This window comes from Nocardia mangyaensis (genome assembly GCF_001886715.1).
GTDB lineage: Bacteria > Actinomycetota > Actinomycetes > Mycobacteriales > Mycobacteriaceae > Nocardia > Nocardia mangyaensis.
Map to the genome: position 1 here is coordinate 3,427,217 of NZ_CP018082.1, position 24,320 is coordinate 3,451,536.

Consider the following 24,320-nt stretch of genomic DNA (forward strand, 5'->3'; position numbering starts at 1 on the left):
AGAATGGATCGACGACCATGAGCTCTCTCCGCCTGCGCGTATCCGCGCTGCTCCTCGGCGCCGCCGTCACCGTGTCGCTGGCCACCGCCTGCGGTGCCGACGACGACGGCAAGACCGTTACCGTGAACATCGGCTACCAGTCCAAGACCATCAACACCGTCACCGCGGGCACGCTGCTGCGTGATCGCGGCACCTTCGAAGCAGAGTTGGCCGAACTGGGCAAGACCACCGGTGTCACCTACCGGGTGGAGTGGAAGGACTTCGCCGCCGGACCTCCGCTGACCGCCCAGATGCTGGCCGGTCAGGTCGACATCGGATCGATGGGCGATGCCCCGATCCTGGTCAACGGCTCCAAGACCCGCGAGCACGCCGACGTGCGATCCGAACTGATCGCCGTCACCGGTTACAACCTTCGCGGATCGCTGAATCAGATCGTGGTGCCGCTGGATTCACCGGCGGCCACGCTCGCCGATCTGCGTGGGCAGGTCGTCTCGACCAGTGTCGGCTCGGCGGCGCACGGCATGCTCGCCACCGGCCTGTCCGCGGCCGGGATGACTCTCGACGACGTCCAGGTTCTCGGCCAGGATCCGGCGGTCGGGGCCTCGGCCTTGAATGGCGATCAGGTGGCGGCGCTCGCCCAGTTCGTGCCCTGGCCGCAGAAACTCGTCTTCGACGGCACCGCGCGTCTGCTCCACGATGGCGGCGCCGCGGGCATCGCGACTTTCCACGCTGTGGTGGCCAACGAGCGATTCGGCGTCGAACATCCCGAGGTGGTGACCGCTTTCCTCACTGCACAGCGGAAGACGACCGACTATCTGAACCAGCATCCGCTCGCGGCCGCCGAGCAGGTCGCGGCGGCCACCGGGCTGCCCGTCGAGGTGGTCTACCTCTACAACGGACCGAACGGCTTGGTCCACTTCGACCCGACGATCAAGCCACAGCTGGTCACGGCGCTCGGCGAGCTGCTGCCGTTCCTGCAGAGCCTGGGAGCGCTGTCGGATCTCGATCTCGGCGAGTTCGTCGACGACCGGTACCTGCGCACGGTGTACGGCGACGAATACGAGGCGGCCGCGGCCTCGGTCGACTCGCCCGCACCGCTGACCGGGACCGACGACGCCTGTGGCGGAGCGGTCGACGGTGTGGTGACGGCCTCGGAGGTGTGGTTCACCGACTCCGAGACCACGGCCGTGGCCAAGACGCCGACGTGCCTGCTGCGCCGGATCGGGGCGAGCGCGGCGTCCGTGCGCGCGGCCTATGTCCCCGACCACGCCACCGGCATCCGGCTGTTCGCCGAGAGTGCCACCTGGGTCAGCGACCCAGGTGCCGGGCCGGAGGATCGCTTGCTGCCCTTCGCGATTCGCGCCGATGCCGAGAACTACGCCGCCGCGCGTCCCGGCACCGAGGTCATCGACTACCAGGCCGCACTGCAAGCCCGCTAGATCTGTCACCGATGTGACCAGGAGGCTCATCATGACCGTTTCCGCCGAACCCATCGCCGCCCCTTCGGGGGCCGCGCGGACCGCCATACCGCGCTCCGACGCGCCTACCCGTTTCGCCGTGCCACCCAGGGCCCGCCGGGCCGTGCTGACCGCGGTCCCCTTGGCCGGATTGCTCCTGGCCTGGTACCTGCTCACCACCAATCAGGTGGTGTTCTGGCTGCGTTTCGACAAGATCCCCACGCCGGCTGAGGTAGCCGACTCGCTGCGGGCCCAACTCGGCGCGGCGAGCTACTACCGCGACATCCTGGCCAGTACCCGGCGCATCCTCGTCGGCTTCGGCCTCGCGACCGTGTCCGGTGTCCTGATCGGCATGGCCGTCGGACGCTCGGCCGTGGTCAGCGCGCTGGTGCGCCCGGTGCTCGAGGTGTTCCGGCCGATCCCCGCGATCGCGTTGGTGCCGCTGGCCATCCTGCTCTTCCCGACCGGGGAGCAGGGCATCGTGTTCATCACCTTCTTCGCCGCGTTCTTCCCGGTCGCGGTGAGCACCATCCACGCCATGCACGCGCTGCCGCGGGTGTGGGAAGAGGCCGCGCAGACTTTGGGCGCGCGTCGGCTCGACATCCTCTTCCGGATCGCGCTGCCCGGTGCGCTGCCCGGCATCTTCTCCGGACTCTCCGTCGCCATGGGTGTGGCGTGGATCTGCGTGATCAGTGCCGAGATGATCTCGGGCCAATTCGGCATCGGCTACTTCACCTGGCAGTCCTATGGCCTGCTCGACTACCCGGGGGTGATTGTCGGGATGCTCACCATCGGCCTGCTCGGCTGGTTCACCGCGTGGTTGGTCGAGCTGGCGGGACGCCGGGTGAACCGGTGGCTGCCCAGGGCGCAGCGATGAGCGCCGGTGCCGCGGTGCGGCTGGACAACCTGCGCATCGCCTACGGCGACAGCCTGGCCGCCGAAGTGGACCTCGAGATCGACGCGGGCCAGATCGTGGTCCTGCTCGGGCCCTCCGGATGCGGCAAGTCCACCGTCTTGCGGGCGATGGCCGGCCTGCTGCCGCCGGTCGGCGGCACCGTCACCGTCGACGGTGGGCCCGCGGCGCAGCATTGCTCGATGGTGTTCCAGGAGGACGCGTTGCTGCCGTGGCGCTCCGCCGCGCGCAATGTCGAATTCGCGCTGGCGCTGCGCGGTGTCGTGCGCCGGGAGCGCCGGGGCCGAGCGCGGGAATTGCTGAACCTGGTGGGACTCGACGGCTTCGGCGACCACCTGCCCGGTGCACTGTCGGGAGGCATGCGGCAACGGGTGCAGCTGGCTCGGACGCTGGCCGCCCGCCCTCGGGTGCTGTTGATGGACGAACCGTTCGGTGCGCTCGACGCGCAGACTCGGGCCGACATGCAACGCCTGCTCGTCTCGGTCTGGGAGCAGCGCCGGACCACGGTGTTGTTCGTCACCCACGACGTGGACGAGGCCCTGCTGCTGGCCGACCGGATCGTGCTGCTCACCCCGCGACCCGCTCGCATCCAGCGGGTCATCGAGATCGACTCGCCGCGGGCACCCGGTGCCCGGTTCGAACCCGAATTCGCGCGCCTGCGTTACGAGATCCTCGCCGCCCTCGGTGAGCCGAGCGAAAAGGAACCCCAGCCATGACTTTCGTCATCGGAGCCGCCTGCGTGGACGTGATGGACCGCGCCTGCGTGGAGGAATGCCCGGTCGACTGCATCTACACCGGTGACCGGATGGCCTACATCCACCCCACCGAATGCGTGGATTGCGGTGCCTGCGAGCCGGTCTGCCCCGTCGAGGCGATCTCCCTCGCCGGGGACGTCCCGGCGGGCCAGGAAGGTTTCGTCGCCACGAACGCGGCCTTCTTCGATACACCCTTACCCGGTCGTGACAGCGCGCTGGGCTCGCCGGGCAGCGCGGCCCAGGTCGGTGATCTCGGCGTCGATACGCCCTTCGTGGCGGAGTACGAGAAATGACCCGCCCGCTTCGCATCGCGATCGTGGGCGCGGGCCCGGCCGGTATCTACGCCGCCGACGCATTGATGAAGTCCGACGCCGAGGTCTCGATCGACCTCTACGAACGCATGCCCGCACCGTTCGGGCTGATCCGCTACGGCGTCGCCCCCGACCACCCGCGGATCAAGGGCATCATCACCGCCCTGCACAAGGTCCTCGACAAAGACCAGGTCCGCCTGCTCGGCAACATCGACTACGGCACCGACATCACCCTCGATGACCTGCGTCAGTTCTACGACGCGGTGATCTTCTCCACCGGCGCCAACGCCGACCGCGCCTTGGCGATCCCGGGTATCGACCTCGACGGCTCCTACGGTGCCGCGGACTTCGTGTCCTGGTACGACGGGCACCCCGACGTGCCCCGCGCGTGGCCGCTGGACGCGGAAAAGGTCGCGGTCCTGGGTGTGGGCAACGTGGCCTTGGACGTGGCCCGGGTCCTGGCCAAGACCGGTGACGAGCTGCTGGCGACCGAGATCCCGCCCAACGTTTACCACGGGCTCAAGGCCAACAAGGCCGTCGAGGTCCACGTCTTCGGCCGTCGCGGCCCCGCCCAGGCCAAGTTCACCCCCCTGGAACTGCGCGAACTCGACCATTCCCCGACCATCGAGGTCATCGTCGATCCCGAGGACATCGACTACGACGAGGGCTCTGAAGCCGCCCGCCGTAACTCCAAGCAGGTCGACATGGTCGCCAACACCCTCGAGCAGTGGGCGATCCGTGATCAGGGTGATCGCCCGCACAAACTGTTCCTGCATTTCTTCGAGTCCCCCGCCGAGATCCTCGGCTCCGACGGCAAGGTCGTCGGGCTCAAGACCGAACGCACCCAGCTCGACGGGACCGGCAATGTCAAGGGCACCGGTGAGTTCCGGCAGTGGGATGTGCAGGCGATCTACCGGGCGGTGGGTTACCTGTCGCAGAACGTCAACCAGTTGCCCTTCGATGATCAGGCCGGCACGGTGCCCAACGAGGCCGGTCGGGTGATCGGTGATGACACCGCGCAGGGTTCGGCGCGTTTCATGCCCGCGACCTATGTCACGGGTTGGATCAAGCGTGGTCCGGTCGGTTTGATCGGCCATACCAAGGGTGATGCCAACGAGACCATCGCCTGCCTGCTCGATGACGCCAAGGACTTCGCTCCCGCGCCCAGCCCCGAGCTCGATGCGGTGACCGAGTTCCTCGAGGGCAAGGGTATTCCGTTCACCACGTGGGCGGGCTGGTATCGCCTCGATGCTCACGAGCGGGCGTTGGGTGAGCCCGAGGGGCGTGAACGGGTCAAGGTCGTCGAACGCGAGGACATGCTCCGCGCCAGCCTCTGCCACTGAAAGGGCGATCCATGCAACCACCGATTCCGACCGAACAGCAGATCAGGGCGGCGCTCGCCGGCGTCGACGATCCAGAGATCGGCCGCCCGATCACCGAACTGAACATGGTCGAGACAGTCGTGGTCGACCCCGCGGGTGTCGTGAGTGTGCGAGTGCTGCTCACCATCGCGGGATGCCCCTTGCGCGCGAAGATCAGCGACGACATCCGCTCCGTGGTGACCTCCCTTGCGGGGGTCACCGGCGTGGCACTCGAATTCGGCGTGATGACCGAAGCTCAGCGGCGGGAGCTGCGCACGCAGCTGCGCGGCCCCGAGGCGGAATCGGCGTCGGCGCTGGCCGCACCTGACTCGCCGACCAAGGTGTATTGCGTGGTGTCGGGAAAGGGCGGGGTCGGGAAGTCCAGCGTCACCGTCAATCTGGCCGTGGCGCTGGCGCGGCGGGGCCTGCGTGTCGGCGTCATGGACGCCGACGTCCACGGCCACTCGGTGCCCGCGCTGCTCGGCATCACCACCGGACCGACGCTGGTCGAGCGAATGATCATGCCGCCCAGCGCCTTCGGAGTCCGAACGATTTCGATCGGCATGTTCGTCGACGGCAACGCTCCCGTGGTCTGGCGCGGACCCATGCTGCATCGCGCGCTGCAACAATTCACCAACGACGTCTACTGGGGTGAGCTGGACATCCTGCTGATCGACATGCCACCAGGCACCGGTGACATCGCGATCTCGCTGGCCCAGCTGCTGCCTGCCGCCGAACTGCTCGTGGTCACCACGCCGCAGCGCACCGCCGCCCGCATCGCCGAACGCGCGGGCGCTCTCGCCGCGCAGACCGGGCAGCGGGTAGCGGGCATCATCGAGAACATGTCCTGGTACGACACGGCCGACGGTGTGCGGCACACGCTGTTCGGCGCGGGCGGCGCCACCGCCGTCAGCCGGGCACTGAGCGCGTTGCTCGACACCCATTGCCCGGTGATCGGCCGGATACCGTTCGACCCTGTGGTCTGCGCGGCGGGTGACGAGGGCACGCCGTTCGTCGAGGCCGACCCCGGATCGGCGCCCGCCCGCGCGATCGGGGAGATCGCCGCCGCGCTCGGGCTCGGCAACACCCGCCCGAAGCCGCGATGCCTGCTGCCGCTGATGCCGGTCGGGGCGCCGTGAGCCGACCGGCCCGGCGTCGGAGCGCGGGCGGAATCCCTTGGTGTACTGCTCGGTACAGGGAAATGGTGCGTAAGGGGTCGCGACAGATCTAGTCTGTAGTCGCTACGCACTGTGGAGGTTGGATCAATGACGGTCGAGATCGTGACCGAGCCCGCGCCGGATGAGTTGTGGAGCGGATCGGGCCGGGAGACTGCCACACCGCCGACGTCGATGATCGAGCGGATGACGCTCATCCTCGACGCCTTCGACTCGACCACCCCTTCCCTCACCCTGCTCGGCCTGTCCGAACGTACGGGGCTCCCACGGTCGACCGTGCACCGCATCCTCGACCAGATGATCCGGCTGCGCTGGCTCGCACACACCCCCGGCGGCTATCGGCTCGGCCTGCGAGTGCTGGAACTGGGCGGTCTCGCCGCCGAGCACAACGAGCTGCGCGAGGTGGTCGGCCCGCTGCTCTACGACCTCAGCCAGCGCACCGGCCTGATCGGGCACCTGGCCGTGCTGGACGGCCGCGAGGTGCTGATCCTCGACCGGGCAGGCGGACGCAGTCGCGTGGCGATCCCGACGCGGGTCGGCGGGCGCCTGCCCGCGCACTGCACCGCGGTCGGCAAGGCGTTGCTGGCGACCCTGGAACCGGGCATCGCCGAGGCCTCGCTGCGTGGCAGCACCGCGCGCACGGCCCGCACCATTGTCGACCGCGCCGAACTGCACCGTGAACTGGCCCGCATCCGCAATCGGCAGGGCGTGGCCGTCGACACCGAGGAATCGCTGCCCGGCGTCGCCTGCGTGGCGGTGCCGATCCGCGGACGCGGAGTCGCGCTGGCGGCGATCTCGCTGTCGGGCACCGTCAACGGCGAGCGCAGCGCGCTCGACACCGCCCGCCTCGCCCGTGCCCTCGCCGAGGTCGCCAAGGAGGCGTCGCGGGCCCTCGCACCCCGGCACGGACGCCCCCATTAGCCGCGGGAGTCAGCCCCGAGCGCGGCGCGCCATCGCACGTCCGGCCGCACGTCCGGAGAAGATGCAGCCGCCGAGGAACGTGCCCTCCAGCGCGTTGTAACCGTGCACGCCGCCACCGCCGAAACCGGCGACCTCACCGGCCGCGTACAGCCCTGACAAGACCGCGCCGTCCGGACGCAGCACCTGGGAATCCAGGTCGGTCTGCAAGCCGCCGAGGGTCTTTCGGGTCAGGATGTTCAGGCGCACCGCGATGAGCGGGCCGTGCGCGGGATCGAGGATGCGGTGCGGCTTGACGACCCGGCCCGCCTTGTCGCCGATGTACCTGCGCGCGTTGCCGATCGCGGCCAGTTGCGCGTCCTTGGTGTAGGCATTGGTCACCTCGCGGTCCCTGGCCACGATCTGGCGCTCGAGTTCGGCGGCGTCGAGCCGGGGCCCGCGCGCGATGGCGTTCATCCCGTCGACGAGCTCGGTCAGCGAATCGGCGACGACGAAGTCCACCCCGTGCTGCTTGAACGCCTCCACCGGACCCGGCGCGCCCTTGGCCAGCCTGCTGCGCAGGGTGAGTTTCAGGTCCTTGCCGGTGATGTCGGGATTCTGCTCCGAGCCCGAGAGCGCGAACTCCTTCTCGATGATCGTCTGGTCCAGCACGAACCACGAGTAGTCATAGCCGGTGGACAGGATCTGGCGCATGGTGGCATTGGTGTCGAAGCCGGGAAAACACGGTGCGGGCAACCGAATACCGTTGGCGTCGAACCACAGTGACGACGGGCCGGGAATGATCCGGATGGCGTGATCGGGCCAGACCGGATCCCAGTTGTTGATCCCCTCGGTGTAGTGCCACATCCGGTCGCGATTGACCAGCGCCGCGCCGGCCTGCTCGGAGATGCCGAGCATCCGGCCGTCCACAGAGGCGGGCACGCCCGAGATCATCGTCTCCGGGCACGGGCCGAGGCGTTCGGTGGGCCAGTTGCGTCGGATCAGGTCGTGCGCGTGCCCGATCCCGCCCGAACTCACCAGCACCGACGGTGCGTGGACGCTGAACTCGCCCAGCACATCCCGGTTCGAGGCCACACCGCGTTCAGTCTCGCTGGGTGCGAGCACGCTACCGGTGACCCCGGTGACCGCACCGTCCTCGACGATCAGTTCGTCGACCCGATGCCGGAACGCGAAGCGCACCAGGCCGCGCGCCTCACCGGCCAGCACAGGCTCGAGGAAGACCCGGACCACTTCGGGTCCGGTACCCCAGGTCAGGTGGAAGCGGGGGACCGAGTTGCCGTGCCCGTCGGCCAGGCCGCCACCGCGCTCGGCCCAGCCGACCAGCGGTGTGAATCGCAATCCCAAGGCGTGCAGGTAATCCCGCTTCTCCTCGGTCGCGAACCGGACATAGGCGCGGGCCCACTCGCGAGCCATCCGGTCCTCGTCGTCGCGATCGAAACCCGCCGAACCCAGCCAATCCTGGAGCGCGAGTTCATAGGAGTCCTTGACACCGAGACGGCGCTGCTCCGGGCTGTCGACCAGGAACAGTCCGCCCAGCGACCAGAACGCCTGACCACCGAGATTGGCGCGGTTCTCCTGATCGAGGACGAGCACCTTGCGCCCGGCCAGCACGAGTTCGTGCGTGGCCACCAGTCCCGCCAGTCCGGCGCCGACGACGATCGCGTCGGGGGTGAAGTCATCGGTGGGTGTTGGCGCTGCGCTCGACATGTCAGGAACGTAGCATTCGCGCGCGGTCGGGCGGGACGATTCGAGACGTAACCGTGGCTCGACAGATGCCGACTGCAGGCCGTATCGCTGCAGGTCAGCGGGTATTCCGTGAGTGAGCACACCGAATGTCGTTGTGGCAGGCGGTGATCGCTCGTTCTCTATTTCTCACAACGGCGTGAGTGGGTGGGCACGATGACCAACCGGAAGGTAATTCGAATCGGCGCGAGGCACGCGGCGCGTGCGCTGTCGGTGGTGCTACTGGCCATGGGGATCGGGACAGCGATGTCTCCTGGGCTGACGGCGTGGGCGCGCAGTTGCGCCCCGCTCGACGTCGTGATCGCCCGTGGCACAGCGGAACCCGGACATCTCGGCGCCGCGATCGGCGACCCGCTCTATGCGGTGTTGAGTGCGCAACTACCGGTCGACACCACCGCCCACCGGGTCGAGTATCCGGCTGACCTGCTGGTTCCCACGTCCATCAGCGACGGGACGCGGGCCATGACCGGACATCTGCTGGCTCAGGCCGCGGCCTGCCCTGGCCAGCGTTTCGTGCTGGTGGGCTACTCGCAAGGCGCGTTGGTCACCCACGGTGTCCTCGGCTCGCCGGCGACGACCGTGGTGCCGGGCATGTGGGTGCTGCCGCCGGAGCTGTCCTCGCGCGTCGTCGCGGTGCTGCTGTTCGGTGACCCACTGCGACTCGTCGGCGGGACGGTCGCGCCGTGGTATGCCGATCGCACCGCGAACTATTGCGCCGCAGGCGATCCCGTGTGCGCGGGTGGGGTCTTCCCGGCCGCGCACGGCAGCTACCAGTGGGCGTTCGCGGCCGCGGCCGGACAGGTGAACAGTCGGTTGTGAGCCGGGTTCACGCCCGGACGGCGGGCAGTACCCCGGACAGGACGATGCCGACCTGCGCCACCGCGCGGTCGGTGCTGCCGGTGGGCTGGAACAGGTGGCTCAGGGTGAGCCGGACCATGATCTCGACGATCGAGGTCAGTTCGTCGTCGGCGAGTTCGCTCATCCGGTACTGGTCGCGGACAGTGCCGGTGAGCGCGGCGACGGCCCGGCCGAGTACGGGTTCCGGGTCGCTGACCAGGGCGGGCAGCAGGGCGGTGTCGGCATCCTGGCGGGCCGACAGCACGGCCTTGATGAGGGTGTTGTCGCCCGCGTTGCGCAAGGTGTAGTCCGCCGCGGCGGTCATTCCGGCCAGCGGATCGTCGGGATGCTCGGCGAGCGTCTCGGCGACGCCGGTGAGGTAGATGCTGGTCTCGCGCTCGATGAGTGCCTCCGCGAGCGCCTGTTTGGTGCCGATCTCCTTGTAGAGGACCGGTCGGCTGATGCCGACCTCCTTGGCCACGCGCGACATGTTGACCGCGCCCCACCCTTCGGCGACGACCATCGTGCGGGCGGCGTCGAGCATGCGGTCGCGCAGCAGTTGACGCATCTCGGTCTGGAAGTTCGGCGATTCGGCCACTCGATCATCGTACATGTGCTATCGAATCTGCTCGTTCATTGACAACATAGCCAAAAGTGTATTCACTGAGGACACTATCGGCTAGCTTGTAAACAAAGTAAGCAGAATCTGGGACTGTGTCTCGGCGATCAGGAGAAATGACGATGACGACATCTCGAATCGATGACCACGAAGGGTCGGCCGCGGTACTGCACTGGCGTGATCCCAAGCGCTACCTGTGGTTGTTCGGTCTGGTCGCGCCCAGTTCGGCGCTGGTCGCCACGGCTTTCGTGTGGATCTTCAACCAGTTCGGCTGGCACGCGGCCGCCCCGGTCTGGTGGTGGCTGGGACCGGTGCTGCTCTATGTGCTGCTGCCGATCCTGGACCGCTTCTTCGGCCCCGACGGCAAGAACCCGCCGGAGGAGGTGATGGAACTGCTCGAGAACGACCGGTACTACCGCTACTGCACCTACGCCTACATCCCGCTGCAACTGACCAGCCTGGTCTTCGCCTGCTATCTGTGGACTGCGGACAACCTGTCCTGGCTCGGAATCGACGGTGGCCTCGGGGTGGTGTCGAAGATCGGTCTCGCCTTCACGATCGGCGCGATGGGCGGCATCGGCATCAACACCGCGCACGAACTCGGGCACAAGAAGGACGAGCTGGAACGCTGGCTGTCCAAGATCACCCTCGCGCAGACCGGTTACGGCCACTTCTACATCGAGCACAACCGGGGCCACCACGTGCGCGTCTCCACGCCCGAGGACCCCGCGAGCGCGCGCTTCGGTGAATCGTTCTGGGCCTTCCTGCCGCGGTCGGTGTGGGGCAGCCTGACATCCGCCTGGGAGCTCGAACGCACCCGGCTGGAGCGAGTGGGCAAGGGCCCGTTCACCCTGCACAACGACGTGCTCAACGCCTGGCTGATGACGGTGGTCCTGTGGGCCGGGCTGGTCGCGGTGTTCGGTCCGGCCATCCTGCCGTTCCTGCTGATCCAGGCGGTCTACGGGTTCTCCCTGCTGGAGACGGTCAACTATCTCGAGCACTACGGGCTGCTGCGGCAGAAGACCGCCTCGGGCCGCTACGTACGCTGCACCCCCGAGCACAGCTGGAACTCCGACCACATCGTCACCAACATCTTCCTCTACCACCTGCAACGCCACAGCGACCACCACGCCAACCCCACCCGGCGCTACCAAACTCTGCGGCACATGGACGGCGCGCCCGAACTGCCCAGCGGCTACGCGAGCCTGATCGGGCTGGCCTACCTGACTCCGCTGTGGCGCAAGGTGATGGACCCGCGGGTGCTCGCCCACTACGACGGCGACATCACCCTGGTCAACATCCAGCCCGCCCAGCGGGCCAAGGTCCTGGCGAAGTACGGAGCGAACTGATGGCCGCCTACACCTGCCCCGTGTGCGGCTACGTCTACGACGAGCGGATCGGCGCTCCCCGTGAGGGTTTCGCCGCCGGGACCGCGTGGTCGTCGATTCCCGACGACTGGTGCTGCCCGGACTGCGGCGTTCGCGAGAAGGTCGATTTCCAGCTGAGCGAAGGAGCAGCGCGATGAATGACTACACACTGTTCCGCTGTGTGCAGTGCGGCTTCGAGTACGACGAGGCACTGGGCTGGCCCGAAGACGGCATCGAGCCGGGCACCCGCTGGGACGACATCCCCGAGGACTGGTCGTGCCCCGACTGCGGCGCCGCCAAGGCCGATTTCGAGATGCTCGAGGTGAGTCGCGGATGAGCGGGCGCGTCGTCATCGTCGGCACCGGAGTCGCCGGTGCCACCGCGGCCCAGACCCTGCGCCGCGAGGGGTACGTGGGGGAGATCGTGCTTCTCGGCGCGGAACCGGACCTGCCCTACCGTCGGCCCGCGGTGTCGAAGGAACTGCTCGCCGGGACCGCCTCCTTCGATCGGACCGTGCTCAAACCGGTGAAGTTCTGGGCGGACAACCGGATCGACCTGCGGCCCGCCACGCGGGTGGAGTCGATCGATACCGACGGTGCGACAGTGCGATTGGGCACCGGTGAGATGCTGGGCTACGACAGTCTGCTGCTGGCTACCGGCGCCCGTGCGCGTTCGCTCGAGACCGCTGCCACCCGGGTCCACACGCTGCGAACGCGGTCCGATGTCACCGCGCTGCAACAAGCGATCGATGTCGGGGGGTCCCTGCTGATCGTCGGTGGTGGACTCATCGGCTGTGAGGTCGCGGCGACCGCCCGTGGGCTCGGTGCGGAGGTGACGCTGTTGAACGCGGGACCCGCGTTGCTCGATCGGGTGGTGCCCGACAGCGTGTCCGAACTCGTGCGAGGCATCCATGTCGAGCACGGTGTCGAGGTCGAGAACGGCGTCGTGACAACGCAACTGGTCGATACCGGGGAAGGTGTCACTGCCACCGGCGCGGACGGTCGCACCTGGACGACGGCCGTCGCTCTGGTCGCGATCGGCTCGGAACCCGACACCACGCTGGCCGAAGCCGCAGGGCTGGCTGTCAACGACGGGATCGTCATCGACCAGCACTATCGCACCTCGGCACCCGGGGTCTTCGCCGCGGGCGACGTCACCACCGGATTCCATCCGCTCCGAGAAGGATTCGATCGTGGCCAACACTGGAACACCGCCATGACCTCGGGCGCCGCGGCGGCCAAGGCGATTCTCGGCCAACCGGCCGGTCCCGTCGAGGTGCCGTGGGGCTGGACCGACCAGCATGGCCTGTCCCTGCAATTCGCCGGGTGGATACACCCCTACGACGAAATCGCGGTCGACGGAACCCTGGAATCGCGGGACTTTCTCGCGGTCGCCCTGCGCGGCGGTCGCCCCGTCGGCGCCGTCGCCATGGCCAGGCCGCGAGAACTGCGCGCCACCCGCGCACTCATCGCGGCCGGCGAACCCTGGTCCGCGATACCGCCCGAGCTGGCCCGGGTTCGCTGAACAACGGCTGCACGCTGCGGTCAACCGTGTCCCTGGCCGTCGCGTTCGAACACGGCACCGCCACGCCCGTCCGGCTTCCGGGTCCACTGGTTCGCCGGAAACCCGGGAACCTGCGGGCGTGGGGGTGACCGTCTCCGGCGCGCCGTCACGCCGCGGGCAGGCCGTCCTCGAGATAGACCGTCGTTCCCTCCACCCGGGCTCGGCGCGCCGCCGCCACCCGTCGGGACAGGACGCCCGGGAGTCGCTGTGCGGCTTCGGCGGCATCACACCACGACCACCCTCGCAGCTCCTCGGACCGCAGCGTGATGCGCGCCGTCCGATCGGCACCGAGCAACCCGCCGTCATAGACCAGCATGACGCCGTCATTCGGGTAGATGCCGGGCGGGACCCAATCCACCACCAGTAGCCGACCGAGCGGCACCGTGAGGTCCAGTTCCTCGCTGATCTCGCGGATCACCGCGGCCCGAGGCGACTCACCGGATTCGACGACACCACCGGGTAGCTCCCAGTGGTCCTTGTAGGTGGGCTCGACCAGCAGCACCCGGCCCACGTAGTCGACGAACAGCGCACCCGCGCCCATGCGCTTACCAGGCAGCTCGGTGATCAGCTCAGCTCGCTCGGCGTCCATGCACGCCACCCTATGTGGCAGCGCGTATTTGGAGGCCGACTGCGGAAATTCGGTCGAATGGATCCGGGTGAGGCCGCGTGAGGCCGAAAGGTGTCGGTGCTCGGTTCTAGGGTGCGGATATGGGACATGGAGAGGATACGAAGCGGATCGTCGTCACCACCCCGGTCGGGCACGTGGGCTCGCGGGTGGTGCGGTTACTGGTGCAAGCGGGCGTTCGACCGACGGTGCTGATGCGCGATCCAGGCCGGTTGACGCCCGAACTCCGGGAGTATGTCGACGTAGAGCAGGCCGACCAGGGCGACGCGGACGCGGTGGTGCGGGCGACGCGCGGGGCCGATCGCTTGTTCTGGGTCGACCCACCCGCCCTGGTCGACGGCGACCCGGTCGCCGGCTACGCGCGCATGGGGGAGTCCGCGGCCCGAGCGGTGACCGAGAACGGGATCGGCGCGACGGTGTTCCTGAGCAGCGTGGGCGCCGAGCTCCGATCGGGCGCGGGGGAGATCGACGGACTGGCCCGGACCGAACAGTTGTTGGACGCGACCGGCGCGAATGTCGTGCACCTGCGTTGCGGCTACTTCTTCACCAACCTACTCACCCAACTCGACGAGATCCGAGCCGGAACCCTGTCGACCCCTTGGCCCCTCGACCACGCCTTGGCCTGGGTCGACCCCCGCGACATCGGCGAGATCGCCGCCGCCCGCCTGCTCTCGGACACCTGGTCGGGACGCGAGGTACAGGGCGTCCACGGCCCGGAGGACCTCACCTTCACCCACGTCGCCGAAATTCTGAGTCGCGAACTGGGCCACGAGGTGACCCCGATCCAGATCTCCCAGGACGACCTCCGAGCCGCCCTGACCTCGGCGGGCCTGGGCCCCGCCCACGTCGACGGCATCGCCGGGATGTCCGCGGGCCTCGGCCCCGGCTTCGTTCCCGAGATCCCCCGCACCCTACTCAGCACCACCCCGACAACCTTGGCGGCCTGGGCCCGCACGCACCTGTGACGAGCGACCACGCCTGGTCATGCGCCGGTCGAGAAAGACGAAACCGGTCCGGTCACGAAAGTTCGTGACCGGACCGCTGTTTCGTGTGGTGTAGGACTACCAGTGCACGCCGGGCAGGACGCGGCTCATGCGGGCCGCGGAGCCGGGCATCACCATGAGGGGGGTGAGGACCGGGGCCAAGGCGGTGAGGGCGTTGCGGGTGGGCTCGGCCGGTTCGGTCTGGTCGGGTTCGCCGGGGAGTGCGGCGGGCTTGCCCTTGGCGGCGGTGGATTCGCCGAAGAGGCGGAACCCGGTGTGCATGATGGTGCGCTTGACCGAGGGCAGGAACATCTCGACGGCCTGGGCGAAGGTCCCGACGGGCGTGTCGATGCGGTCGGGGCGTTCCAGCAGGGCGCGGACCACCACATCGGCGGCGCGGTCCGGGTCGGGCAGGGGCAGGGCGCGGTAGAGGTCGGTGGGGGCGATCATGGGGGTGCGGATGAGTGGCATCCGGATCGAGGTGAAACCGACTCCGTCACCACGGTTCTCGACGGCGGCGATGTCGCTGAAGTTGTCCAGGGCGGACTTGCTCGCGGCGTAGGCGGCGAAGCGCGGGGCCTTGGTCTGCACGGCGATCGAGGAAATGTTGACGATGTGCCCGAACTGCCGTTCGCGCATCGATGGCAGCAGCGCCAGGATCAGCCGCACCGCGCCGAAGTAGTTCACCGCCATGGTCCGCTCGAAATCGTGCATACGGTCCACCGAGTTGGCGACCGAACGGCGAATCGAGCGGCCCGCGTTGTTGATCAGGTAATCGACGTGGCCGTGGTCGGTGAGTGCCTGCTTCACCAGGGTTTCCACGCCGACCGCGTCGGTGATGTCGCACGGGTAGGCGAACGCCGTGCCGCCGGCGGCACGCACGGATTCGGCCGCCGCGGTGAGATCGTCGACACCGCGCGCGACCATCAGCACGGTCGCGCCGCGACGACCGACCGCGTGCGCGGTGGCCAGACCGATGCCCGAGGACGCACCGGTGATCAGCACGACCCGGCCCGCGAGCCGGTCCGCGTCGGCGGCGGGCCGCCCACGGTGCGGCGCCAGGTTGTCGCGCCAGAAGTCCCACAGGCGCCCGGCGTAGGTGTCGAAGGCGGGCACGGTGAGACCGGGCAGCTGCGCCTGGGTGGACTCGGCCACGAACTGCGCGTTGAACCCGATGTGCGGGGCGACCTCGGCCGGAATCCCCGCCTGCTCGAAGAGGAAGTCACGCACCGCGTGCGCACCGGGCACCTGGCCGAGCCCGGTGAGCGCGCGAGCACTGCCGGGAACGGTGCCGATGCCGACCGGACCGCCCGCGGCCTGGGCGAGGGCGCGGTAGATCTCACCGAAGGGCTGCGGGTCCGGGTTGACCAGGTGGAACGTGCGGCCGTCGAGACCGTCGCGGCGCACCAGCCGGACCATCGCCTCGGCCACGTAGTCGACCGGCACCACATTGGTCGCGCCCAGATCGGGCAGCGGCAACGGCAGGTCGGCCGGCAGTGCGGCCAGGGCCGAGATGGCGGAGAAGAAGTAGTAGGGACCGTCGATCTTGTCCATCTCGCCGGTGCGCGAATCACCGACCACGACCGCGGGCCGGTAGACCCGCCAGCGCACGTCGGTGGCCTCGCGGACGAGCTTCTCGGCGGCGAACTTGGTGCGGTGATACGGCGAAGTCAGGTTCTGGCCGAGGTCGAAGTCCTCCTCGAAGAACTTGCCGCGGTGATCACCCGCGACGGCCACCGAGGACACGTGGTGCAGCACGGCGTCGAGGCGGCGGGCCAGCTCGATCACCGAGCGGGTGCCCGCGACATTGGCCGCGTGCGCGGTCGCCTCGTCGGCGGTCATGTCGTAGACCGCGCCCAGGTGCAACACGTGATCGGCGCGCGGCGGCTCGTCGCCGAGGCCGAGACCCTCGGCCGTCAGGTCGCCGACCAGGGCGAATACGCGATCGCCGTGGGGGTGCTGCGCGGTGAGGTCGTTGAACTTGGTCAGCGATTCGGCACGCACCAGCACGTGCACGATCGCGGTGGGGTCGGCCGCGAGCAGCCCCCGCACCACTCGCCGACCAAGAAATCCGGTACCGCCTGTCACGATGTAGGAAACCATCGCCCCTCCTGAAAATGTTCGAAACACGGTGTCGCGCAACAGTGATCCGGCATGCGGCGGTGGATGCGGGCATCAACGGTTGAGGTCCAGCGCCAGTGGCTGGAAGAGAAACCGGGCACTTCGTCGTCCCGGCTGCGCTAACCGTACTCGCCAGTAACCTAGCCGGGCAAGCTGATGGCGGCGCGGTGCCGTGTGGGAATTGTCACCCATCACCGCAGGTCAAAGGGTATGTGTGACAGGAAATTTCAGTAACTGGGAGTTTCGGACAACTCGTCGCTACCCGCGCGAGCGGGCGGTGACGACCTCGTCGACGGTCTCGGCCATCCTGGCGCGGAACACCTCGGGGGCGAAGGTGTCGGCGTGCGTGCGAATGACCGCGGGATCGTAGGCGGCCGAGCGGAACTCCCGCATGCGCTCGGCCAGGGCCGCCACCACCGCATCGTCGGACCCGGCCGGGACGTACTCTCCGGTGACGCCGGGACGCACTGTGTCCAGGGCCCCGCCCGCGCCGACGGCGAGCACCGGCGTGCCACACGCCATCGCCTCCACCGGGACGATGCCGAAGTCCTCGACGCCGGGCATGAGCAGTGCCTGGCAGCGGCGGTACATGTCCTGCAGTACCTCGGCGGAGGTCGCGCCGAGGAAGGTCGTCTCCGATCCGGCGAGCTCGGTGAGCTGGGCTCGGAACCGGCCCTCGCCGAGCACGACCAGGCGAACCCCGGCTTGCTGGGCCGCGCGAATGGCCAGGTCGGCACGCTTGTAGGGGACCAGCCTGCCCGCGCAGAGGAAGAAGTCCTCGCGGACCACGGAGGGATCGGGGGTGAACCGGTCGACCTGGACCGGTGGGTTGATCACCGAGGCGGGCAGGCCCCACCAGTCGGTAACGCGCTGGGCGACGGCGTGGGAGTTGGCGACCACATGCGTCAGGCGCGGCACGGCCCGCAGTTCGCCCCGGCGGGCCAGGGTGCCGAGCGCGCCGAGGGCGAGCTGGCCCGCCCGGCCACCGGCCTCCTGGGCGCGGAATTCGCGGTCCCAGGCCCAGCGGGCCGGGCTGTGCACGTAGGCGACCACCGGGGCGTCGGTGGCCAGGGCCGCCTGGGTGGCGAAAGCGTGATGGCTGACGACGACGATGTCGAAGTCGCGCAACGGCATTCGACGTAGCACGCGAGGCACCAGCGGCAGCAGGGGAGCGTGTCGACCACCGGTGTAGGCGTGCGCCCGGCTGAGCCAGGTGTCGTGCACGGTGCGCACGGGTTCGCGCAGACCGTCCGGATCGACGATCGGGGCGAAGACCTCGGCGTCCGGCCAGGTGTGGACGAATTCGCCGACCACCGCCTCGGATCCGCCGAACTCGGTGAAGCGTTCGTGCACGATGGCGACACGGGTCATCGGGAGGTGCTCGTTTCGAGGTGTCGGGGCGCCGCGGTACGACGCAGGGCGGGGGCGACCGGTCGGCCGCGCAGCAGACCGTCGACAGTGCCGCGTTCGATGGCCTGGCGATAGACCTCGGCCGCTTCGGTACACGCCGCGATCGTGGCGTCGACGGCGGCGGCATCGTGGGCGGCGGAGGTGACGAACGACTGGCCGAGAATCCCGCGGACGAGCAGTTCCTGCAGAAACAGGGTCCGAAAGGCTTGCGACGGTTCACCTTCGGCGTCGAGCGTGCGGAAGACCAGGCAGGACGGCCGTCCACGAACCTGCAGGTGATCGGCGATCCCGAGGTCGGTGGCGACAGCGTTCACGCCCTCGGCCAGTGTCCGTCCCGCCCGCTCCATCCGTGCCACCGGGTTCTCGGTGCGGTAGGTCTGGACCACCGCCCGGAAAGCGGCCAGCGAAGCGGTCTCCGGGCCGTGGGTGGTCGACAGCAGGAAGACCCGGTCGTGGTCGGTGCGCAGGCCGCCGCGTTCCAGATGTTCGCGCTTGCCCGCCAGCGCCGAGATCGGGAAGCCGTTGCCCATCGCCTTGCCCCAGCACGACAGGTCCGGTGTCACCCCGTACACGGCCTGGGCACCGCCTGCCGACCAGCGGAAGCCGGTGATCATTTCGTCGAACACCAGCAGCGTGCCGTATTGATCGCACAGTGCGCGAACGCCTTCGAGGTATCCGGGCAGTGGTTCGGCCATCGCGGTCGCGGCCTCCATGACCACCGCCGCCACCCGGCCGTCGGCCAGGATCGCCGCGAGCGCGTCGAGGTCGTTGTAGGCAAACTTGACGGTGTCGACCGTCGGGATGCCACCGGCCATGTCGGTGGTGCCGATGAACCAGTCGTCGACGGAGAAGAACGGCTGATCGCAGATCGCGACGGTGTCGCGGCCGGTGACGGCCCGTGCCAGGCGTACGGCGGCGGTGGTGGCGTCGGAGCCGTTCTTGGCGAACTTCACCATGTCGGCGCCGGGCACGAGCGCGAGGAAATCCTCGGCGGCGAAGAGCTCGAGTTCGGACGGCCGGGTGAAACTCAGACCGTCCGCGGCCGCCAGCGCCGCGGCGCGCAGGACCGGCTCGAAGCCGTGGCCGAGGGTCACCGCCCGCAACCCCATCCCGTATTCGACGAACTCGTTGCCGTCCACATCCCAGACCCGAGCACCCTTGCCGCGCACCAGAATCGGTGCCATGTCGTCGGGGTACTGATCAGAGCCCCTGGCGTAGGTGTGGGCCCCGCCGGGAATCAGATCGTGCAGGCGGGCCTGGATCGCGGTGCTGCGTTCGAAGCTACGCATCAACTGTCCCGTTCGTCGGTCGTGGGTGTTGTTCTCGCCCACAGTGCGTGGTCGGTGCGAAGACCGGTGGGACCACGATGGTCCCGGAGCACGCCTTCGTGCGTGAAGCCCGCGGCGGCGGCGACGGACAGCGATACCGGGTCGCTGGTGGGAATCTCCGCCGAGATCCGTCGCAGACCCAGCACGGTGAATCCGAAATCGACGACCTGGCGCAGGGCGGCCGCGCGCACGCCGATATCGGCGAGGTCGGGGTCGGCCCAGGAGTGCAGACCGAGCGCGTGGCCCGGGAGATCCGGTTCGTAGAGCCGGAATTCACCGGCGTGACGACCGTCGACCCGCAGCACCAGGATCAGTTCCGTCGGCGACCGCGGTGTGCGACGCCGACCCAGGGGTGCGAGCGTGTGCACGACAACGGCCGGGTGGTTCGGCACCGCCAGGGACGCCGGTTCGATGCGCGGCCGCCATCGCAGCCGTTGCCAGGTCTGCCAGGCGAGGAGTCGACCGGCGGCGAGGGCGACCACCGCCGGGGACGGCCCTCCGCTTCGGCGCGGCGCCGTCGGCATGGCCGCGGACTGCCGGACCGCGGCTGTCTCGATGCCGGGAAACCCCGCATCCGGGACGTCGGCCGAGGTCAACGCCCACAGCGCGTGATCTCGCGGTGAGCCACCGACATCGAACGACAACGCCATCGTGGCCTCCCGCTGGAAGCCGAGGCTTCGCACACACCGGATGGCGGCAGCATTGTCCAGCGATATCGGCGCGATGATCCGGGTGATCCCGAGCGAGGTGAACAGGTAGTTCGCCACCATCGCGCTCGTCTGCACCATGACGCCGCGGCCTGCCCAGCGCGAGTCGATCCACCCGCTGAATTCCACAGTCCGCGATTCCTTGTCGACGATGTAGAACTCCGCCTGTCCCGCGAACTGTCCGTCGACCTCGATCACCCCGGAGTAGCGACGTCCGGCCCGCATGTCGGCCCACGCGACAAAGCACTCACGAGCCCACCGTCGGGGGAGGTGACGACGTTCCCAATCCAGCGGTGAGCTGATCGAATACGGTTCGATCCAGCGACGGTCACGTAGTCGGATCTCGTGCCACAGCGCCGCGTCGGACAACTGTGGACGCCGCAGCCGAATGACGCAGGCACCGATGTCGACGGGGCCCATCGTGATCCGTGACAGGTCAGCGGCGGGCTGACCATACGATGTCGTCGTCCGGGACAACAGGGGATGTCTCACTTTCGGTCCACCGTGACTCAGTTCGGTGAGCGGCCGCTCGGCGACGAGTCGTTGCGGGTTCCGGTGGAGGGCGGCACAGGGGCGGCGCGAACAGGCCGGACGCGGGGGAGCACCGTGGTCTCGGGATCGTAGGGCGCCGAGGGCTGCGCGGGGCGTTGATTGTCCCGCTGGTTGTCCGGGGTGCCGACGGCTTTCGGCGCGGGGTGGGCGCGGGGAACGGGCGCAGCCCTCGGAGCTGCGGTCGCCGGCGGAGCCGCGCGATTCGGCGCAGCGGGGTGAGCCGCTGGCGTGGCGACCGGCAGGTCTGCCGCGGCAGCGGCGGTCGTGGTCGGTGCCGCAGCCGACATGCCAGGTGGCCCGGTCTCGGCACCGGCGGCCGGCGGCGTCGGTCCCGCGGTGTCGGGCTTGCCACTGCGCCGCCGCCCGAGGGCTCCTCGGGCGAGCACGATGGCCTCCGCGACGATGATCAGGGTGGCGAGGGCCGCGAACAGACCTTCCTGGACCGGGTGGGGTGCGACCAGCTCCGAACGGGGGCTGCCGATCACGGTCAGGCGTGCCATACCGAGTACCTGGCGGAACTCGATCTCGCGGGCGACGTCGCGGGCGTCGAAGCTCAGTTCCGGTCGCAGCGGATCATCGGCCAGCCGCTCGGTGAAGGTATCCTCGACCACTCGGCGGTGGACTTCGAGATCCGCCGTCGACCGGGCAATGGCCTCGGCCCGCATCTGGGACGCGGTCCGGTCCAGCGACTGCTGCACCGCCAGCGCCAAACGCTCGGCGTGAACGGGCGAATCGGCCTGCGCCTTGATGATCAACAGCGACGGCGCCGGGCCCGTCATCGCCGAGACTCGCGGGCGCAGATCCGCCTCCGAGGAGGCGAGTCCGTTCTTGACCACATCCGACAGGACCCGGTCCTGCGTGATCATCACGATGTAGGGCTGGGTCAACTCGTTGAAGACCGCGCCGATGGATTGCTGGGAGATCTGCGCGGTGAGGCTCGCCTCATAGGTGCGCTCGCCGCGGTCGCGGACCAGCCACACGCCGCCGCCCACCAGAACCGCGATCACGAGGGCGATCGGCAGGGCCCGGAGCAGTTCGCGAAGGTGCGCGGCGATATTCACTCCGGAGACCGGCGGATTCGCTGGACCGTCCTTGTCCTTCGTGTCCACGACGCCGGTCTCCCTCACACTTCCCTCAAACTCCGCACACCCGAATCCTGGCGATGTTATCTCGGGTTCTGGTATGCCGCGAGGGGGTGCGCCGTGGCGTCGGACACTTTACCCACCAGCGATCGCGACGAAACACCACCGCGCCGGAAAACCTGGCACAATTCGTGCACGTCGGTGTGGTTGTCTTCCGCTCGACACGTAGTCTGCACGACACGGGCCCGCGACGTCGCTGATTCGTGGTGCGGAGATCGCTGGAGGATTGATCGTTGGTGGGGGTTCGGGTGTCGGTCTGTGTGCCGGCGTTCAACGCGGCACGGACGATTGTCGAGACTCTCGAATCGATCCGTGCTCAGGATTACGAGAATTTCGACATCGTCGTGGTCGACAATGCCAGCACCGACGGGACCGGTGACCTGGTGCGGGCCTTCGACGACCATCGAATCCGGCTGCACACCAACACCAACGTGGTGCCGATGGCCGAGAACTGGAATCGGGCACTCGGCCTGGCCACCGGTGAACTGGTCAAGCTGGTCTGCGCCGACGATCTGATCACCCCGCGCTGCCTGTCCGAACAGGTCGGCTCGATGCAGGACCCGCAGATCGCGGTGGCCGGGGCGAAATTCGACATCATCGATGACGAGGGCGTGACGCTGAGCCGGGCCCGTGGGTTGGGACCACTGATCGGCCGGTGCTCGTCGCGGACCGCGCTGGGTGCGCTGGTTCGCGCGCTGCCCGACGACGTGTGCCCGACGGCGGCGCTGATGTTCCGCCGCCGCGACATCGAGGCGATCGGGGGCGTCCGGACCGATTTCCTGTACGCCATGGACATGGACCTCGTCGCGCGGGCGTGCGCGACCGGCGCGTTCTTCGGTCACGATCAGGTGCTGGCGGTCAATCGAGCGTCGTTGTTCAACCATTCGTCCACGACCTCGACAGTGAGCAAACTCGTCGACGTGGTGCGTTTCAACCATCATCACCGGCGCGCACATCGCGACCTGGTCGGCCTCTCGGACGTCGTGATCGGCGACGGCGCGGTGGTGCGCCAGGCGCTGGTGCGGCTGGTCGCGCGGATCGAATACCTCGTGCGGAGAGGCTGAGGCATGGGCTCCCCGTGGTATCTGGCCGCCATTCCGCTGGGTTGGCTGTTTCTGCGCTGGATCTGGGATCGGCCGCAGCGCGGACTGTTGCTGGTCGCGGCGTTGGTTCCGTTCAACGGCCTGCTCGAGATCGCGCCCGCCTGGCTCCAGGTCACCGGTTGGAAGGAACTGCTGCTGGTCCTGACGCTCGCCGTGGCCGCGTTCGTTCCGCACCGGCCCGCGGAGCCACGCCCCGCGTTGGCGTGGTGGCCGGTGGGTGTGGCGCTGTGCGTTTTCGGGGTGATCTCGGCGTTCGTCACCGCCGGAACGCTCGGCCTGTTCGCCATCAAGATCACGTTCTTCTACTTCGTCGTGGTGCCGCTGATCCTCTACCTGCGGCCGTTCACCGCGCGCGACCGCGATCTGCTGGTGACGATCATGATGGTGGAATCGGTCGGCATCGCGGCCTTCGGTGTGGCGCAGCAGGCGATCGGTGGCGCGGGCCTGGCCCGGATGGGTTACGAGTACAACGAGACGATTCGCTTCGCCGGTGGCGTGCTGCGCTCGTTCAGCACCTTCAATCAGCCGTTCCCGTTCGCGTTCTATCTGGTGACGGTGCTGCTGGTCGGCGGGTCGGTCGCGATGGCGCACCCCAGGCGGCCGCGTAATCGGATGTTCTTGATGGCCACGCCGATACTGCTCGTCGGACTCGCGGCCACCGTCGTGCGGGCCGCACTGGTGGGATTGCTGGTCGGTGTGCTCGTGCTGGCGGTGGTGCGCTATCGGCAAGAGCTGAAGTACGCCTTGCTCGGTGGCGTCGGCCTCATCGTGGTCGGGGCCTTCGCGATGTCCTCGCAGGCCCGAAGTTCGCTGTTCTCGTCGTCGAGCCTCGCCGATCGTGGCACCGGGTGGAACTCGGTCATGCAGTCGATCGGGAGCCACCCGTTCGGTGACGGACTCGGTTCGACCGGCGCCGCGAAGGCGCGTCAGCTCGTCCAGGAACTCGGTCCAATGGCCGAGAAGCTTCCCTACGCGACCGGCGAAGTCCAGATCTACGGCCGCCCCTATCAGCCCGACAACTACTACATGAAGCTCCTCATCGAATTGGGCCCGATCGGGCTGTGGCTGTTCGCGGTGATCCTGGTGGTGATCTGGCTGATGGCCATCCGTGGTGCCCGCACGATGCGCGGCCCCGATTCGGCCCTCGCCCTAGGCATCGCGGCCTCGGTGCTGGCCTGCGCGGTATCGGCGGTGGCCTCGAGCTACTTCGAGATCTTCCCGAGCGATTTCTACTTCTGGTTGTTGGCCGGGGTTCTCGGCTGCGCCCTCACCCAGCAGTCCGCGTCCGAGACCGGTGCGCGAGATGCCGTACCCGAGCAGGTGTCGTGAA

General features: G+C 68.7%; 23 protein-coding genes. 15 read left to right on the forward strand and 8 right to left on the reverse strand.

All coding sequences use genetic code 11. The annotated features are described in order from the left end of the window. The first annotated feature begins 17 nt into the window (after window positions 1-17). The 7 genes from BOX37_RS15390 (at window position 18) to BOX37_RS15420 (ending at window position 6,893) form a co-directional block, all read left to right on the forward strand. Window positions 18-1,439 (forward strand): ABC transporter substrate-binding protein, encoded by a 1,422-nt coding sequence (locus BOX37_RS15390; RefSeq protein ID WP_071928253.1) that lies wholly within the window; start codon window positions 18-20, stop codon window positions 1,437-1,439. A 31-nt stretch (window positions 1,440-1,470) separates the two neighbouring features. Continuing rightward, entirely contained in the window at window positions 1,471-2,334 is an 864-nt protein-coding gene (locus BOX37_RS15395) for an ABC transporter permease (protein ID WP_071928254.1), read from the forward strand. Further along, window positions 2,331-3,086: an ABC transporter ATP-binding protein gene (locus BOX37_RS15400; RefSeq protein ID WP_071931532.1), complete on the forward strand. Its 756-nt coding sequence runs from the start codon at window positions 2,331-2,333 to the stop codon at window positions 3,084-3,086. Before BOX37_RS15395 ends, BOX37_RS15400 begins: the two co-directional genes overlap by 4 nt. Continuing rightward, on the forward strand, window positions 3,083-3,418 hold the full coding sequence (gene fdxA, locus BOX37_RS15405; protein WP_071928255.1) for a ferredoxin: 336 nt from the start codon (window positions 3,083-3,085) through the stop codon (window positions 3,416-3,418). The genes BOX37_RS15400 and fdxA overlap by 4 nt, the downstream gene beginning before the upstream one ends. Then, window positions 3,415-4,779 carry an FAD-dependent oxidoreductase gene (locus BOX37_RS15410; RefSeq protein WP_071928256.1) on the forward strand — a complete coding sequence of 455 codons (1,365 nt, stop codon included), beginning with the start codon at window positions 3,415-3,417 and terminating at the stop codon, window positions 4,777-4,779. The genes fdxA and BOX37_RS15410 overlap by 4 nt, the downstream gene beginning before the upstream one ends. Window positions 4,780-4,790: 11 nt before the next feature. After that, window positions 4,791-5,936, forward strand: coding sequence for an Mrp/NBP35 family ATP-binding protein (locus BOX37_RS15415; RefSeq protein ID WP_071928257.1), 1,146 nt, complete (start codon window positions 4,791-4,793; stop codon window positions 5,934-5,936). A 126-nt stretch (window positions 5,937-6,062) separates the two neighbouring features. Further along, entirely contained in the window at window positions 6,063-6,893 is an 831-nt protein-coding gene (locus tag BOX37_RS15420) for an IclR family transcriptional regulator (protein ID WP_071928258.1), read from the forward strand. 9 nt (window positions 6,894-6,902) lie between these two features. Here BOX37_RS15420 and BOX37_RS15425 read toward each other — a convergent pair whose 3' ends face one another. Continuing rightward, window positions 6,903-8,597: an FAD-binding dehydrogenase gene (locus tag BOX37_RS15425; RefSeq protein WP_071928259.1), complete on the reverse strand. Its 1,695-nt coding sequence runs from the start codon at window positions 8,595-8,597 to the stop codon at window positions 6,903-6,905. Window positions 8,598-8,789: 192 nt separating this feature from the next. Between BOX37_RS15425 and BOX37_RS15430 the strand changes: the two genes are divergently transcribed. Then, the gene (locus BOX37_RS15430) at window positions 8,790-9,452 is read left to right on the forward strand and encodes a cutinase family protein (protein ID WP_071931533.1); all 663 of its coding nucleotides are present in this window, start codon (window positions 8,790-8,792) and stop codon (window positions 9,450-9,452) included. A 7-nt stretch (window positions 9,453-9,459) separates the two neighbouring features. On the opposite strand, the gene BOX37_RS15435 is transcribed toward BOX37_RS15430, so the two are convergent. Then, window positions 9,460-10,068 carry a TetR/AcrR family transcriptional regulator gene (locus BOX37_RS15435; protein WP_071931534.1) on the reverse strand — a complete coding sequence of 203 codons (609 nt, stop codon included), beginning with the start codon at window positions 10,066-10,068 and terminating at the stop codon, window positions 9,460-9,462. Between the two features lie 143 nt (window positions 10,069-10,211). On the opposite strand from BOX37_RS15435, the gene BOX37_RS15440 reads away from it, so the two are divergent. Genes BOX37_RS15440 through BOX37_RS15455 form a run of 4 tightly spaced genes read left to right on the forward strand, consistent with a single transcriptional unit; the run spans window position 10,212 to window position 12,980 of the window. Next, window positions 10,212-11,438 (forward strand): alkane 1-monooxygenase, encoded by a 1,227-nt coding sequence (locus BOX37_RS15440; RefSeq protein ID WP_071931535.1) that lies wholly within the window; start codon window positions 10,212-10,214, stop codon window positions 11,436-11,438. Beyond that, window positions 11,438-11,614: a rubredoxin gene (locus BOX37_RS15445; protein ID WP_071928260.1), complete on the forward strand. Its 177-nt coding sequence runs from the start codon at window positions 11,438-11,440 to the stop codon at window positions 11,612-11,614. The genes BOX37_RS15440 and BOX37_RS15445 overlap by 1 nt, the downstream gene beginning before the upstream one ends. Further along, the gene (locus BOX37_RS15450; RefSeq protein ID WP_071928261.1) at window positions 11,611-11,793 is read left to right on the forward strand and encodes a rubredoxin; all 183 of its coding nucleotides are present in this window, start codon (window positions 11,611-11,613) and stop codon (window positions 11,791-11,793) included. Before BOX37_RS15445 ends, BOX37_RS15450 begins: the two co-directional genes overlap by 4 nt. After that, the gene (locus BOX37_RS15455; RefSeq protein WP_071928262.1) at window positions 11,790-12,980 is read left to right on the forward strand and encodes an NAD(P)/FAD-dependent oxidoreductase; all 1,191 of its coding nucleotides are present in this window, start codon (window positions 11,790-11,792) and stop codon (window positions 12,978-12,980) included. Before BOX37_RS15450 ends, BOX37_RS15455 begins: the two co-directional genes overlap by 4 nt. A gap of 145 nt (window positions 12,981-13,125) precedes the next feature. On the opposite strand, the gene BOX37_RS15460 is transcribed toward BOX37_RS15455, so the two are convergent. Next, on the reverse strand, window positions 13,126-13,608 hold the full coding sequence (locus BOX37_RS15460) for an NUDIX domain-containing protein (RefSeq protein WP_206045837.1): 483 nt from the start codon (window positions 13,606-13,608) through the stop codon (window positions 13,126-13,128). A 119-nt stretch (window positions 13,609-13,727) separates the two neighbouring features. Here BOX37_RS15460 and BOX37_RS15465 point away from each other — a divergent pair, with 119 nt between their 5' ends. Beyond that, window positions 13,728-14,609: an NmrA family NAD(P)-binding protein gene (locus tag BOX37_RS15465; RefSeq protein WP_071928263.1), complete on the forward strand. Its 882-nt coding sequence runs from the start codon at window positions 13,728-13,730 to the stop codon at window positions 14,607-14,609. Between the two features lie 96 nt (window positions 14,610-14,705). Here BOX37_RS15465 and BOX37_RS15470 read toward each other — a convergent pair whose 3' ends face one another. The 5 genes from BOX37_RS15470 to BOX37_RS15490 all read right to left on the reverse strand — a co-directional run bounded on the left by BOX37_RS15470 (window position 14,706) and on the right by BOX37_RS15490 (window position 21,854). Then, entirely contained in the window at window positions 14,706-16,730 is a 2,025-nt protein-coding gene (locus BOX37_RS15470) for an SDR family oxidoreductase (protein WP_071928264.1), read from the reverse strand. Window positions 16,731-17,006: 276 nt separating this feature from the next. After that, window positions 17,007-18,119, reverse strand: a complete 1,113-nt coding sequence (locus tag BOX37_RS15475) for a glycosyltransferase (RefSeq protein ID WP_071928265.1) — start codon at window positions 18,117-18,119, stop codon at window positions 17,007-17,009. After that, on the reverse strand, window positions 18,116-19,447 hold the full coding sequence (locus BOX37_RS15480; protein WP_071928266.1) for a glutamate-1-semialdehyde 2,1-aminomutase: 1,332 nt from the start codon (window positions 19,445-19,447) through the stop codon (window positions 18,116-18,118). Before BOX37_RS15480 ends, BOX37_RS15475 begins: the two co-directional genes overlap by 4 nt. Continuing rightward, window positions 19,447-20,613 (reverse strand): GNAT family N-acetyltransferase, encoded by a 1,167-nt coding sequence (locus BOX37_RS15485; RefSeq protein WP_071928267.1) that lies wholly within the window; start codon window positions 20,611-20,613, stop codon window positions 19,447-19,449. Before BOX37_RS15485 ends, BOX37_RS15480 begins: the two co-directional genes overlap by 1 nt. Before the next feature lie 89 nt (window positions 20,614-20,702). Then, the gene (locus tag BOX37_RS15490; RefSeq protein ID WP_156910419.1) at window positions 20,703-21,854 is read right to left on the reverse strand and encodes a GumC domain-containing protein; all 1,152 of its coding nucleotides are present in this window, start codon (window positions 21,852-21,854) and stop codon (window positions 20,703-20,705) included. A gap of 269 nt (window positions 21,855-22,123) precedes the next feature. On the opposite strand from BOX37_RS15490, the gene BOX37_RS15495 reads away from it, so the two are divergent. Both BOX37_RS15495 and BOX37_RS15500 read left to right on the forward strand, forming a co-directional pair. Next, window positions 22,124-22,951 (forward strand): glycosyltransferase family 2 protein, encoded by an 828-nt coding sequence (locus BOX37_RS15495; protein WP_071928269.1) that lies wholly within the window; start codon window positions 22,124-22,126, stop codon window positions 22,949-22,951. A 3-nt stretch (window positions 22,952-22,954) separates the two neighbouring features. Continuing rightward, window positions 22,955-24,319, forward strand: a complete 1,365-nt coding sequence (locus BOX37_RS15500; protein WP_071928270.1) for an O-antigen ligase family protein — start codon at window positions 22,955-22,957, stop codon at window positions 24,317-24,319. The last annotated feature ends 1 nt before the right edge of the window (window position 24,320 follow it).